Raw genomic sequence first — 13,205 nt, 5'->3', positions numbered from 1 at the left:
GAGCACGTGACCAGCGCGGGCAAGGAGGGCGGCAGCGGGCTGCGCTACGGCTGGACCACCGGCGCCTGCGCGACCGCGGCCACCGCCGCCGCCTACACCGCGCTGCTCACCGGCGAGTTCCCCGATCCGGTGCCGATCGACCTGCCGAAGGACAACCACCCGTCCTTCGCGCTGGCCAGGGAGGACCTCGTGCCCGGCGCCGCGACGGCCGGCGTCGTCAAGGACGCCGGCGACGACCCCGACGTCACCCACGGCGCGCTGGTCTCGGCGCGGGTGACCCACGGCGAGCCCGGCACCGGCGTGACGTTCCGGGCCGGCGAGGGCGTCGGCACGGTGACCAAGCCCGGCCTGCCCCTGGCCGTGGGCGAGCCGGCGATCAACCCCATGCCGCGGCAGTTCATCCGCGAGCACGTCGCGGCGGTCGCGGCCCGGCACGGGGGCACCGGCGACGTCGTCGTCGAGATCTCCGTCGAGCACGGAGAGGAGCTCGCCCGCAAGACCTGGAACCCGCGCCTGGGCATCCTCGGCGGGCTGTCGATCCTGGGCACCACCGGCGTCGTCGTCCCGTACTCCTGCTCGGCGTGGATCGACTCGATCCGCCGCGGCATCGACGTCGCCCGGGCCGCGGGTCACCAGCACGTAGCCGGGTGCACCGGCTCGACCAGCGAGCGGGTGGCCGCCCGGCTGCACGACCTGCCCGAGGACGCGCTGCTCGACATGGGCGACTTCGCCGGCGCCGTCCTCAAGTACCTGCGCCGGCACCCGGTTCCGCGGCTGACCGTCGCCGGCGGCATCGGCAAGCTGGCCAAGCTCGCCGACGGCCACCTCGACCTGCACTCCGGCCGCTCGCAGGTCTCGACGGAGTCGCTCGCCGCCCGCGTGCGGGAGGCCGGCGGCTCCCCCGACCTGGTGGAGCGCGTGCGCGCGGCCAACACCGCGCTCGACGCGCTGCAGCAGTGCGCGGCCGCCGGGGTCCCGCTCGGCGACCTGGTCGCGGCCGGCGCCCGGGAGACCGCGCTCGGCGTGCTGCGCGGCGCACCGGTCGAGGTCGACGTCGTGGTGATCGACCGCGGCGGCACGATCGTCGGCCGCGCCTAGCTGCGGCATCTCGCGGTCGAGTAGAGGTGGCTGTCGGGGAACTCCCCCGCCGTCAGCACCGCACCGACCACCACCACCGCGGTCCGCTTCACCCCGGCAGTCTCGACCTGCTCCGCGATGTCGTCGAGGGTCCCCCGCAGGATCAGCTCGTCCTCCCGGCTGGCCCGCGCCACCACCGCCACCGGGCAGTCCGCGCCGTAGTGCGGGACCAGCTCCGGGACGAGCTCGGCGATCCGCTGCACGGCCAGGTGCAGCACCAGCGTGGCCCGCGAGGCGCCGAGCGTGGCCAGGTCCTCGCCCGGGGGCATCGGCGTGGAGCGGGCCGAGGTGCGGGTCAGGATCACCGTCTGCCCCACACCCGGCACGGTCAGCTCGCGTTTGAGCGAGGCAGCGGCCGCGGCGAACGCCGGCACCCCGGGGACGACGTCGTAGGGCACGCCGGCCGCGTCGAGGCGGCGCATCTGCTCGGCCATCGCGCTGTAGACCGACGGGTCGCCGGAGTGCAGCCGGGCGACGTCGTGGCCCGCCTCGTGCGCGGCGACCAGCTCCGCGGTGATCCGGTCGAGGTCCAGATCGGCGGTGTCGACCAGCCGCGCACCGGGCGGGGCCGTGTCGAGCAGCGCGCGCGGCACCAGCGCGCCGGCGTACAGGCAGACGGGCGCGGCGGCGATGATCCGCGCCGCCCGCAGCGTGATCAGGTCGGCGGCACCCGGCCCCGCCCCGATGAAGTGCACCGTCATGGCTTGACTCCCGACCAGATCGTCACGGGCAGCGCGGGCCGGAGCGCGGTGAAGCCGCCGACCGGACTCGCGTGCGACACCTGCAGGCGGATCAGCTCGCCCCCGACCTCCGCCTGCCAGCGGGCCACCCAGGCCTCGCTCTCGAGAGTGACGGCGTTGGCCACCAGCCGGCCACCAGGCACCAGCGCCGCCCAGCACGCCGCCAGCAGGCCGGGGACGGTGACGCCCCCACCCACGAAGACGGCGTCCGGGGCCGCGAGCCCGGCCAGCGCCTGCGGTGCGCGGCCCTCCACCACCCGCAGGCCGGGGACGCCGAGCCGGCCGGCGTTGCGGACGATCCGCTCGGCCCGGTCCGGGGCGCTCTCCACCGCGACCGCCCGGCACGACGGGTGCGTGCGCATCCACTCGATGCCGATCGACCCGGCGCCGGCGCCGACGTCCCAGAGCAGCTGCCCGGGCAGCGGACCGAGCCGGGCGAGGGTGACGGCCCGGACGTCGCGCTTGGTCAGCTGGCCGTCGTGCTCGTAGGCGTCGTCGGGCAGCCCGGGCGACGTCGGCAGCGGCACGGTGCCCGGGTCGGCGACCACCTCGACGACGGTCACGACCAGCGGATCGGTCTCCGCGTGCGGCCAGGCGCCCGCAGTGCCGGTGAAGCTCCGCTCGCCGGGGCCACCCAGCTGGGCCAGCGCGGTGACCCGGCTGGCGCCGTAGCCGAGCCGCGCGCACAGGGCTGCGACCGCCGCAGGCGAGGTGCCGTCCGAGCCGAGGACCAGCAGCCGGCGGCCGGGGGTGACGTGTGGGGCCACCAGTTCGACCGGCCGCCCGACCACGGGCACGACGGTGCTCCCCTCCACCGACCAGCCCATCCGGGCGCAGGCCAGCGTCACCGACGAGGGGTGCGGGACGACCTCCACGGCCTCCGGTCCGAGCGCGCGGACCAGCGACGTCCCGATGCCGGAGGACATGGGGTCACCGCTGGCCAGGACGACGACGCGGCAGCCGGGATGCGACTCGCGGAGGCCGGGGAGCGCCGGGGCGAGCGGCCGCGGCCACGGCACCCGCTCCGCCCCGACGGACGACGGCACCAGCGCCAGCTGCCGCTCGCTGCCGCGCAGCACGTCGGCGGCTTCGATCGACCGGCGGGCCGCCGGTGAGAGCCCGTCCCAGCCGTCGGCGCCGATGCCGACGACGGTCACCCGCTCGGAGGCTCCCCGCTCATCGGCACGCACGACGGGCGATCCTAGGCACCCCGCGGCTAGCGTCGGCCGGATGACCGAGGACTTCCGGGCACCCGGCACCCGCGTGCTCATCACCGGTGGCACCAGCGGCCTGGGCGCCGCGATGGCCGCGGCCCTGCTCGACGCGGGCGCGGCGGTCGCCATCACCGGCCGGGACCGCGACCGCACGGAGGCGGCCGCCCGCGACCTCGGCGCCGGCTGCACCGGCGTCGCGATGGACGTGCGCGACGAGGACGACGTCGAGCGCGGGGTGGACCGGGTCGTCGAGGCGCTGGGCGGGCTCGACGTCCTGGTGAACAACGCGGGCCTCGGCATGCGGACGGTCAACCCGCGCTTCCTCACCGACCCGCAGCCGTTCTGGACGGTGCCTCCGGGCGGCTTCCGGGACCTCGTGGACACGAACCTGACCGGCTACTTCCTGGTGGCGCGCAGCGTCGTCCCGCGCCTGCTGGCCGCGGGCGGCGGGCGGGTGGTCAACGTCTCGATGAACCACTCGACGATGAACCGCAGGGGCTTCGTCCCCTACGGGCCGGTCCGCGCCGGCGCCGAGGCGCTGTCGCGGATCATGGCCGCCGACCTCGAGGGCAGCGGCGTCACGGTCAACATCCTGCTGCCCGGCGGGGCGACGGCGACCGGCATGATCCCCGACGACTTCCCGCCGGAGCAGCGCGACCGGCTGCTGGCCCCGGCGATCATGGGGCCACCGATCCGCTTCCTCGCCTCGCCCGCGGCCGCCGACGTCCACGACGAGCGCATCGTCGCGACCGAGTTCGACGACTGGCTGGCCGCCCGCTCCAGCTGAGCGGGACCCGGGGCGCGGCACCTCGTCGCCGGCCGACCCCCGTGGCTGTCGCCCGCCGGGTGGCTGTGGTTGCATGACGCCGCCACACGCGACGGCAGTGGAGGAAGCCCGGTGCAATTCCGGCGCGGTCCCGCCACTGTGAGCCGGCCCCCGGGTCGGTGAGTCAGGAACTCCCGCCGTCGCGCTCCTGCCACCTCCGGGCGTGGACACCCGGGGAGAGGACGCGTGACCCGTGCGCCGTACCCGCGCATGACGTACCCCTTCAGCGCCGTCGTCGGCATGGACGACATGCGCCTGGCCCTGCTGCTCAACGCCGTCTCCCCGGCGGTCGGCGGCGTGCTCGTGCGCGGCGAGAAGGGCACCGCGAAGTCGACGACGGTCCGCGCCCTGGCCGCCGTGCTGCCGCCGGTCGCGGTCGTCGCCGGGTGCCGGTTCGCGTGCGACCCCGCCGCCCCGGACCCGGCCTGCCCCGACGGGCCGCACGAGCCGACCGCCGCCGGCCCCGTCCGCCCGGCCCGGCTGGTCGAGCTGCCGGTGGGCGCGTCCGAGGACCGCGTCGTCGGCTCGCTGGACCTCGAGCGCGCGCTCACCGAGGGCGTGAAGGCCTTCGAGCCCGGCCTGCTGGCCGCCGCCCACCGCGGTGTGCTCTACGTCGACGAGGTCAACCTGCTGCACGACCACCTGGTCGACCTGCTGCTGGACGCCGCGGCGATGGGCACCGCCTACGTCGAGCGGGAGGGCGTCTCGGTGCGGCACGCGGCCCGCTTCCTCCTGGTCGGCACCATGAACCCGGAGGAGGGCGAGCTCCGCCCGCAGCTGCTCGACCGCTTCGGCCTCACCGTCGAGGTGGCCGCACCGCGCGACCCCGCCGAACGGGCCGAGGTCGTGCGCCGGCGGTTCGCCTCCGACGCCGACCCGGCCGGGTTCGCTGCCGCGTGGGCGGCCGAGGAGACCGGGCTGGCCATCCGCATCGCCGACGCCCGCGCCCGGCTGCCCCGCGTCGTCCTCTCCGACGCCGCCCTGCAGCAGGTGACGGCGGTCTGCGCCGCCTTCGACGTCGACGGCCTGCGCGCCGACCTGGTCACCGCCCGCGCCGCGATCGCCCACGCCGCGTGGTCCGGCCGCGACGAGGTGACCGAGGACGACGTCCGGGTGGCCGCCCGCCTCGCGCTCCCCCACCGCCGCCGCCGCAACCCCTTCGACGCCCCCGGCCTGGACGAGGAGACGCTCGAGCAGGCGCTGTCCGACAGCCGCCCGGAGGACGACGACCCGGACGGCGGCCCCGACGACGGCGGACCCGACGACGGCCCGGGCGATCCAGGCAGAGGAAGCAATGCCTACGGATCGGGCGCCGAAACGCAGGCAGAGCCTCCTATGCCTGGAGGGGACCACGGGCAGGAGCCGACGACGGCACCGCGCGGCGAAGGCGGCGGCTCCGCGGACGCCTCCCCCGCACCCGAGCGGGCCGCGGTCGCGCCGTCCGACCCGTTCCGCACGCGGCGGCTCGAGGTGCCCGGCATCGGCGCCGGCGCACCCGGCCGGCGCTCGCGCGCCCGATCCGAGCGGGGGCGGGTCGTCGGCTCCGCGTCGCCCGGGGGCACGGTCACGAAGCTGCACCTGGTCGACACGGTGCTCGCCGCCGCGCCGCACCAGAAGGCCCGTGGCCGCACCGGGCCCGGCCTGCGGATCGCCCGCGAGGACCTGCGCCAGGCCGTGCTCGAGGGGCGCGAAGGCAACCTCGTCCTGTTCGTCGTCGACGCCAGCGGGTCGATGGCGGCGCGGGCCAGGATGGGCGCGGTCAAGGGCGCGGTCCTGTCCCTGCTGCTGGACGCCTACCAGCGCCGCGACAAGGTCGGCCTGGTCACCTTCCGCGGCAGCTCCGCCGAGCTCGCCCTCCCGCCGACCTGGTCGGTGGAGGCGGCGGCCGCCCGGCTGACCGACCTGCCCACCGGCGGCCGCACCCCGCTGGCCGCGGGGCTGCTCGAGGCCCATGCCGTCCTCCGGGTCGAGCGGATCCGCGATCCGCAGCGACGCCCGCTGCTCGTCGTCGTCACCGACGGCCGGGCCACCGGTGCCCGGGGTGGCAACGCGCTCGCCGAGGCCCGGGCGGCGGCGGAGCTGCTGGCGTCCACGGGCACCGCCGCCGTCGTCGTCGACTGCGAGTCCGGCCCGGTCCGGCTCGGCCTAGCGGGGGCGCTCGGGACGGCGCTGGGTGCGGAGACCCTGCGGCTGGAGGAGCTGGCCGCCGACGCCCTGGCCGCCACCGTCCGCAGCGCCCGGGCGGCCTGACGTGCCGCAGGGACGGATCGCCGTCGATCCGCAGGACGGGCTGACCACGCGGCAGCGCCGCAACCGGCCGCTACTCGTGGTGCACACCGGTGCCATGAAGGGGAAGTCCACCGCCGCGTTCGGGATGGCGATGCGCGCCTGGAACCAGGGCTGGTCGATCGCGGTCTACCAGTTCGTCAAGAGCGCGAAGTGGAAGGTCGGCGAGGAGACCGCCCTCACCGCGCTGGGCGAGGTGCACGCCACGACCGGCCAGGGCGGGCCCGTCGTCTGGCACAAGATGGGCTCGGGCTGGAGCTGGTCGCGCCGGCAGGGCACCGAGGTCGACCACGCCGCGGACGCCGCCGAGGGCTGGGCCCAGATCAAGCGCGACCTGGCCGCCGAGGCGCACCGCTTCTACGTGCTCGACGAGTTCACCTATCCCCTGAAGTGGGGCTGGGTCGACGTCGACGACGTCGTGGAGACGCTGACCAACCGCCCCGGCGCCCAGCACGTGGTGATCACCGGCCGCGACGCGCACCCCGCGCTGGTCGAGGCCGCCGACCTGGTCGTGGAGATGACCAAGGTCAAGCACCCCATGGACGCCGGGCAGAAGGGCCAGCGGGGGATCGAGTGGTGACCGCGATTCCGCGGCTGGTCATCGCCGCGCCGTCGTCGAACGCGGGCAAGACGTCGGTGGCCACGGGGCTCGTCGCCGCGCTCACCGCCCGCGGGCTCACCGTCTCCCCGCACAAGGTCGGCCCCGACTACATCGACCCCGGCTACCACGCCCTGGCGGCGGGCCGCCCCGGCCGCAACCTCGACCCGTGGCTGGTGGGCGAGGAGCGGATCGCCCCGCTGTTCCTGCGCGGCGCCCTGCACCCGCGGCCGGCCGACGTCGCCGTCGTCGAGGGGGTCATGGGCCTGTTCGACGGCGCCAGCCACCCCTCGGTCGAACCGGGGTTCTCCTCCACCGCGCACGTGGCCCGGCTGCTGCAGGCTCCCGTCGTGCTGGTCGTGGACGGCTCCGCGCAGGCGCGGTCGGTGGCGGCGCTGGTGCACGGGTTCGCGACGTTCGACCCGGAGGTCCGGCTCGGCGGCGTCGTCCTCAACCGGGTCGGCAGCGACCGGCACGAGGCGATCCTGCGCGAGGCGCTGGCCGCCGCCGGGGTGCCGGTGCTCGGTGCGGTCCGCCGGCTGGAGCAGCTGGCCACGCCGTCCCGGCACCTCGGGCTGATCCCGGCGGCCGAGCGGTCCGGCGAGGCGCTGGCGACCGTCCGCGGGCTCGGCGAGGTGGTGGGCGCCGCCGTCGACCTGGACGCCGTGCTGGCCCTGGCCCGCTCCGCTCCCCCGCTGGACGCCGCGCCGTGGGACCCCGCCGCGGAGGTCGCCCCGGCACCGGGCCGGCCGCGGATCGCCGTCGCCGGCGGGCCGGCCTTCACCTTCGGCTACGCGGAGACCACCGAGCTGCTCGAGGCCGCGGGGGCCGAGGTCGTCGTCGTCGACCCCCTGCGCGACGGGCTGCTGCCGCCGGGCACCGCGGGGCTGGTCGTCGGCGGCGGCTTCCCCGAGGTGCATGCCGCGGCGCTGTCGGCCAACGCGTCGCTGCGCGCCGACGTCGCCGCGCTCGCCGCCCGCGGCGCACCGGTGGCCGCCGAGTGCGCGGGGCTGCTGTACCTGGGCCGCGAGCTCGACGGCCTCCCGATGTGCGGCGTCCTCGACGTGGCGACGGCGATGTCGCCCCGGTTGACCCTGGGCTACCGGGCCGCGGTGGCGGTCACCGACTCCGTGCTCGCGCCGGCCGGCACCCGGGTGCGCGGGCACGAGTTCCACCGCACGCACGCCGACCCGCCGGCCGGTGCCGCGGGCGCGTGGCAGTGGTCGGCGGCCGGCGCCGAGGGCTTCGTGGCCGGCAGCGTGCACGCCTCCTACCTGCACCTGCACTGGGCCGGCAGCCCCCAGCTCGCCGCCCGCTTCGTCGCCGAGTGCGCACGTCGATCGGAGGCCGTCCGTGCACATCGCTGAGGGGTTCCTCCCCGCCGGTCACGCGGCCGCCTGGACCGTCGCCGCGGCCCCGTTCGTCGTGCACGGCGCCCGCGCCGTGGTGAAAGAAGTGCGGGAGAACCCGGACTCGACGCTGCTGCTCGGCGCGGCCGGCGCGTTCACCTTCGTGCTGAGCGCCATCAAGCTGCCGAGCGTCACCGGCAGCTCCAGCCACCCGACCGGCACCGGTCCCGGGGCGGTGCTGTTCCGGCCACCGGTGATGGCGCTGCTGGGCACCGTCGTGCTGCTGTTCCAGGCGCTGCTCCTGGCGCACGGCGGGCTGACCACCCTCGGCGCGAACGCCTTCGCCTTCGCCGTGGTCGGGCCCTGGGCGGGGTACGGCGCCTACCGGCTGGCGCGCGGGGCCGGCGCCGGCCTGCTGCCCGCGGTGTTCGCCGCCGTCGCGCTGGCCGACCTCGCCACCTACGTCACCACGTCGGTCCAGCTCGCCCTGGCCTTCCCCGACGCGGAGAGCGGCGTGGCCGGTGCGCTGCTGAAGTTCCTCGGCGTCTTCGCGCTCACCCAGATCCCGCTGGCGATCGGCGAGGGCCTGCTCGGCGTGCTGCTCTTCCGCGCGCTCACCACCAACGCCCGGCCGGAGCTCGAGCGGCTCGGGATCCTGGCCCCCGCCCCCACCCCGACCGGAGGCAGCGCATGACCCGCCGCCGGATCGTGACCGCGCTGCTCGTCCTCGCCGTCGTCGCCCTGTTCGTCCTGCCGCTGCTGCTCGACGGCGGCACGTCGGAGTACGGCGGCACCGACGCCGCCGTCACCGAGGAGCTGGAGGCCGACGGCTACGCCCCGTGGTTCGACTCGCTGTTCAGCCCGTCCGGCGAGGTGGAGTCCGGCCTGTTCGCGCTGCAGGCGGCACTCGGCGGCGGCGTGCTCGGGTACGTGCTCGGCCGGCTGCGCGGCCGGCGGGCGGCGGCCCCGGGAGCCGGCGAGCAGTGAGCGGGCTGGCCGTCGACGACGCGGCGTGGGCCAGCGCCTGGCGCCGGCGCGCGCCCGGCGACAAGGTGCTGCTCTGCGGCGGCCTGGTCGTCACCGCCCTCGTGCTGCCCGCGTGGCCGGGCAGCGTGCTGGTCGCCGTCGTCGCGGTCGTGCTGGCCCTCGGCCCCGCCCGGGTGCCGGCCGCCACCTTCGCCCGCGCGGTCCGCTGGCCGCTGGCCTTCGTCGCGGTCGGTGCGCTGACCGCCGTCGTCGAGGTGGGGAGCGGCGGGATCGGCTGGGCGCCGGACGCCGCCGCGCGCGCCGGCTCGCTGGTCGGGCACGCCCTGGCCGGTGGCGCCGCGGTGCTGCTCCTGGCCACGACGACGCCGATGTCGGACCTGCTGCCCGCGCTGCGCCGCGCCCGGGTGCCGGCGGCGGTCGTGGAGGTCTCCTCCGTCGTCTACCGCCTGCTGTTCGTGCTGCTGGACAGCCTGCGCGCGGTCCGCGAGGCGCAGGCCGCCCGGATGGGCTACTCGTCCCTGCGCCGCTCCCACCGCTCCTCGGGCGCGCTGGCCGCCGCGGTGCTCACCCGCTCCTGGGACCGCGCCCGCCGCATGCAGGCCGGGCTGGCCGGTCGCGGCATGGAGACGGGTCTGCGGGTGCTGCCCGAGGTGCTGCCCTCCTCCCGGCTCTTCCTCGCCGCCACCGCCGCCGGGCTGGCCGCCATCGTCACGACGTCCGCGGTGCTGACGTGAGCCACCGGACGCTGTCCGCCACCGGTCTGGTGGCCGGGTACGAGCGCGGCCGGCCGGTGCTGGACGGCGCCGCGCTCACCGTCGCGGCCGGCCGGAGGCTCGCCGTGCTGGGCGCCAACGGCTCGGGGAAGACGACGCTGCTGCGCTGCCTGTCCGGGGCCCTCGAGCCCTCGGCCGGCGAGGTGGCCGTCGACGGCGCCCGCCTGGGATACGGCCGCCGGGCGCTGCGGGCGCACCGGCAGGAGGTCCAGCTGGTGCTGCAGGACCCCGACGACCAGCTGTTCAGCGCGTCGGTCGCCCAGGACGTCTCGTTCGGCCCGCTCAACCTGGGCCTGCCCGAGGACGAGGTGCGCGCCCGGGTCGCCGAGGCGCTGGCGCTGCTCGCCGTCGACGGCCTCGCCGCGCGCCCCACCCACCAGCTCTCCTACGGCGAGCGCAAGCGGGTGGCGATCGCCGGGGCGGTGGCGATGCGCCCGTGCGTGCTTCTGCTCGACGAGCCGACGGCGGGCCTGGACCCCTCCGCCGTCGCCGAGACGCTGGCCGCGCTGGCCCGCCTGCAGGAGCACGACGCCACGGTGGTCATGAGCACCCACGACGTCGACCTGGCCCTGCGCTGGGCCGACGAGGTGGCGGTGGTGGTCGACCGGCGGGTCGTGCAGGGCGAGCCGCAGGCCCTGCTCGGCGACGACGACCTGCTCCGGCGGGCCCGGCTCGACCGGCCCTGGGCGCTGACCGTGGGCGCCCGGCTGCGCGACCTCGGCCTGCTCGGCGACGGCCCTCTCCCCCGGGACGCCGCCGGGTTGCTCGCCGTGCTTCCTTCCGGGGTGCCGACGTGACCACCGTCGGGCTGGGCGCCGTCTCCGGCGTCGACGCGGACGAGGTGCTCGCCGCGGTCGACGCGGTGCTGCCCGCCGGCACCGCCGAGGTGCGGCTGGCGACCCTCGACGTCCGCGCCGCCGAGCCCGGGATCCGGGAGGCGGCCGCCCGGCGCGGATGGACGCTGGTGGGTCACCCAGCCGCGGCCCTGGCCCGCGTGCCGGTGCCCACGTCGTCGGCCCGGGTCGCGGCCGCCGTCGGGACCGGCTCGGTGGCCGAGGCCGCCGCGCTCATGGACGGCGGCTCGCTCACCGTCGCCAAGACGGTGCACGGCCGGGTCACCGTGGCCGTGGCCGTCGCGGAGCCCGACCTCTCCCACCACGGCGACGCCGAGCTCGCGCCGGGCCTGGTCGACCTGGCCGTCAACGTCCGCGCCGACGCACCGCCGCCGTGGCTGCGCACGGTGCTGCACGCGTCGATCGACGCCGCGGCGGCCTATCCGGACCCCGGCCCGGCCCGGGCCGCGGTAGCCGCCGCCCACGGACGCCCCGAGGACGAGGTGCTGCTCACCGCGGGCGCGGCCGAGGTCTTCGTCCTCGTCGCCCGGGCGCTGCGGCCGCACCTCGCCGCCGTCGTCCACCCCTCGTTCACCGAGCCCGAGGCGGCGCTGCGGGCCGCCGGGCACCCGGTCACCCGGGTCCTGCTGCGTGCCGACGACGGCTGGCGGCTCGATCCGGCCGCCGTGCCCGGGGACGCCGACCTGGTGGTGCTCGGCAACCCGACGAACCCGACGTCGGTGCTCCATCCCGCGGAGACCGTCGCCGCCCTGGCCCGCCCGGGCCGGGTGCTGCTGGTGGACGAGGCCTTCGCCGACACGGTGGCCGGGGAGCCGGAGTCGCTGGCGACGCAGCGCGACCTCCCCGGGCTGCTGGTCGTGCGCAGCCTGACCAAGACGTGGGGACTGGCCGGGCTCCGCGTCGGCTACGCGCTCGGGCCGGCCGACCTGATCGCCCGGCTGGCCGCGCAGCAGCCGCGGTGGCCGGTCTCCACCCCGGCGCTGGCCGCGCTGACCGCGTGCACCACCCCCGCGGCGCGCGCCGAGGCCGACGCCGCCGCGCGGGACCTCGCGGACTGGCGCACCGCCCTCGTGGACGCCCTCCCGCCGTCGGTGGTCGTCGAGGGCGATCCGCGCTCGTCGTTCGTGCTGCTGCGCGTGGCGGACGGGCTCGCCGTGCGCGAGGAGCTGCGCCGGCGGGGCTGGGCCGTGCGCCGCGGCGACACCTTCCCCGGGCTGACCGGCGACCACCTGCGCGTGGCGGTGCGCCGGCCCGAGGTCTCCCGCGCCTTCGCCGCCGTCCTCGCCGACGTGCTCGGCGCTCCGATCTCCGAGGAGGTGCCGTGAGCACCCCGCCGCTGCTCCCCGTCGGCCTGGACCTGTCCGACAAGGAGGTCGTGGTCGTCGGGGGCGGCCCGGCCGCCACGCGTGCGACGGCCGGGCTGCTGGACGCCGGTGCGCGGGTCACCGTCGTCGCGCCGGGGGTGGTCCCCGAGCTCGGGGCGCTTGCGAGCGCGCGGGCGCTGACCTGGCTCCCCCGGCCCTACGCGACCGGTGACCTGGCGGCCGCCTGGTACGCCGTCGCCGCCACCGGCCACGCCGCGGTGGACGATGCGGTCGAAGCCGAGGCCGAGCGCGAGCGCGTCTTCTGCACCCGGGCCACCCGGCCCGCCGACGCCTCGGTCGGCGGGCCCGGTCGGGTCGTGCTCGTCGGCGGCGGGCCGGGCGACCCCGAGCTGATCACCGTCCGGGGACGGACCGCGCTGGAGCAGGCCGACGTGGTGGTCGTCGACAACCTGGGCCCGCGCTCGCTCCTGGCCGGGCTGCGGCCCGACGTCGAGATCGTGGACGCCTCGAAGCTGCCCCGCGGGCGCGCCATGCCGCAGGAGGACATCAACGCCGTGCTGGTCTCCCGCGCGCTCGCCGGCCGCCGGGTGGTCCGGCTCAAGGGTGGGGACCCGTTCGTCTTCGGCCGCGGCATGGAGGAGCTGCTCGCCTGCGCGGCCGCCGGCGTCCCCGTCGAGGTCGTGCCCGGGGTCACCAGCGCGGTCGGGGTGCCCGGTCTGGCCGGCGTCCCGGTGACCCACCGCGGGCTGACCCACGAGTTCGTCGTCGTCTCCGGGCACCTCCCGCCGGGCCATCCGCAGTCGCTGGTCGACTGGTCCGCGATCGGCCGGCTCCGGGGCACGGTGGTGGTGCTCATGGGCGTGGAGACGGCGCCGGCGATCGCCGCGGCGCTGATCGGGCACGGCCGCGCGCCGGACACCCCGGTCGCCGTCGTCGTGGAGGGCTCGACGGGCCGGGAGCGCACGCTCCGGACGACGCTCGCCGACCTCGGGGCGACGATGGCCGCGGAGTCCGTGCGGCCGCCGGCGGTGTGGGTGGTCGGTGACGTCGTCGCGCTGGCCGGCCCGGTGCCGGTCCCGGTCTCAGCGGGCGGCCGGTCCTCCGGCGAGTAGCCGC

At 77.4% G+C, this 13,205-nt stretch carries 13 protein-coding genes and 1 riboswitch; of the genes, 11 read left to right on the top strand and 2 right to left on the bottom strand.

Annotated features, from left to right (window positions below; all coding sequences use genetic code 11):
- Positions 1–6 precede the first annotated feature (6 nt).
- A complete protein-coding gene (locus tag DQ239_RS16560; protein ID WP_113835510.1) occupies positions 7–1,098 on the top strand; it encodes a cobalt-precorrin-5B (C(1))-methyltransferase in 1,092 nt (363 codons plus the stop codon).
- On the opposite strand, the gene cobM is transcribed toward DQ239_RS16560, so the two are convergent.
- Both cobM and cbiE read right to left on the bottom strand, forming a co-directional pair.
- Positions 1,095–1,838, bottom strand: coding sequence for a precorrin-4 C(11)-methyltransferase (gene cobM, locus DQ239_RS16555; RefSeq protein WP_113835509.1), 744 nt, complete (start codon positions 1,836–1,838; stop codon positions 1,095–1,097). The genes DQ239_RS16560 and cobM overlap by 4 nt on opposite strands.
- On the bottom strand, positions 1,835–3,067 hold the full coding sequence (gene cbiE / locus DQ239_RS16550; protein ID WP_233489389.1) for a precorrin-6y C5,15-methyltransferase (decarboxylating) subunit CbiE: 1,233 nt from the start codon (positions 3,065–3,067) through the stop codon (positions 1,835–1,837). The genes cobM and cbiE overlap by 4 nt, the downstream gene beginning before the upstream one ends.
- A gap of 40 nt (positions 3,068–3,107) precedes the next feature.
- Here cbiE and DQ239_RS16545 point away from each other — a divergent pair, with 40 nt between their 5' ends.
- From DQ239_RS16545 to cobA, 10 genes are all read left to right on the top strand, one after another.
- A complete protein-coding gene (locus tag DQ239_RS16545; protein WP_113835546.1) occupies positions 3,108–3,878 on the top strand; it encodes an SDR family oxidoreductase in 771 nt (256 codons plus the stop codon).
- A 100-nt stretch (positions 3,879–3,978) separates the two neighbouring features.
- Positions 3,979–4,051: riboswitch (cobalamin riboswitch) on the top strand.
- 52 nt (positions 4,052–4,103) lie between these two features.
- A complete protein-coding gene (locus DQ239_RS16540) occupies positions 4,104–6,167 on the top strand; it encodes a putative cobaltochelatase (RefSeq protein ID WP_233489386.1) in 2,064 nt (687 codons plus the stop codon).
- Position 6,168: 1 nt separating this feature from the next.
- On the top strand, positions 6,169–6,783 hold the full coding sequence (gene cobO / locus DQ239_RS16535; protein ID WP_113835507.1) for a cob(I)yrinic acid a,c-diamide adenosyltransferase: 615 nt from the start codon (positions 6,169–6,171) through the stop codon (positions 6,781–6,783).
- Positions 6,780–8,168, top strand: a complete 1,389-nt coding sequence (locus tag DQ239_RS16530; RefSeq protein ID WP_233489383.1) for a cobyrinate a,c-diamide synthase — start codon at positions 6,780–6,782, stop codon at positions 8,166–8,168. Before cobO ends, DQ239_RS16530 begins: the two co-directional genes overlap by 4 nt.
- Positions 8,155–8,844, top strand: a complete 690-nt coding sequence (locus tag DQ239_RS16525; RefSeq protein ID WP_113835505.1) for an energy-coupling factor ABC transporter permease — start codon at positions 8,155–8,157, stop codon at positions 8,842–8,844. Before DQ239_RS16530 ends, DQ239_RS16525 begins: the two co-directional genes overlap by 14 nt.
- On the top strand, positions 8,841–9,137 hold the full coding sequence (locus tag DQ239_RS16520; protein WP_113835504.1) for an energy-coupling factor ABC transporter substrate-binding protein: 297 nt from the start codon (positions 8,841–8,843) through the stop codon (positions 9,135–9,137). The genes DQ239_RS16525 and DQ239_RS16520 overlap by 4 nt, the downstream gene beginning before the upstream one ends.
- Positions 9,134–9,871 (top strand): cobalt ECF transporter T component CbiQ, encoded by a 738-nt coding sequence (cbiQ, locus tag DQ239_RS16515; RefSeq protein ID WP_113835503.1) that lies wholly within the window; start codon positions 9,134–9,136, stop codon positions 9,869–9,871. The genes DQ239_RS16520 and cbiQ overlap by 4 nt, the downstream gene beginning before the upstream one ends.
- Positions 9,868–10,707 (top strand): ATP-binding cassette domain-containing protein, encoded by an 840-nt coding sequence (locus tag DQ239_RS16510; protein WP_113835502.1) that lies wholly within the window; start codon positions 9,868–9,870, stop codon positions 10,705–10,707. Before cbiQ ends, DQ239_RS16510 begins: the two co-directional genes overlap by 4 nt.
- Positions 10,704–12,089: an Rv2231c family pyridoxal phosphate-dependent protein CobC gene (cobC, locus tag DQ239_RS20700; protein WP_233489381.1), complete on the top strand. Its 1,386-nt coding sequence runs from the start codon at positions 10,704–10,706 to the stop codon at positions 12,087–12,089. The genes DQ239_RS16510 and cobC overlap by 4 nt, the downstream gene beginning before the upstream one ends.
- Positions 12,086–13,201: a uroporphyrinogen-III C-methyltransferase gene (cobA, locus tag DQ239_RS20695; RefSeq protein ID WP_199583077.1), complete on the top strand. Its 1,116-nt coding sequence runs from the start codon at positions 12,086–12,088 to the stop codon at positions 13,199–13,201. The genes cobC and cobA overlap by 4 nt, the downstream gene beginning before the upstream one ends.
- The last annotated feature ends 4 nt before the right edge of the window (positions 13,202–13,205 follow it).

The organism is Blastococcus sp. TF02-09 (assembly GCF_003319105.1).
In the GTDB taxonomy this organism is placed as follows: Bacteria; Actinomycetota; Actinomycetes; order Mycobacteriales; family Geodermatophilaceae; genus Blastococcus.
Note: the sequence above shows the minus strand (reverse complement) of the source record. Positions and strands in the feature narration are given on the sequence as shown.

What these genes read in the sequence shown, in the direction of transcription:
- DQ239_RS16520 (WP_113835504.1), top strand. Translation starts at nt 8,841, where the DNA reads ATGACCCGCCGCCGGATCGTGACCGCGCTGCTCGTCCTCGCCGTCGTC.
- DQ239_RS16545 (WP_113835546.1), top strand. Translation starts at nt 3,108, where the DNA reads ATGACCGAGGACTTCCGGGCACCCGGCACCCGCGTGCTCATCACCGGT.
- cobM (WP_113835509.1), bottom strand. Translation starts at nt 1,838, where the DNA reads ATGACGGTGCACTTCATCGGGGCGGGGCCGGGTGCCGCCGACCTGATC.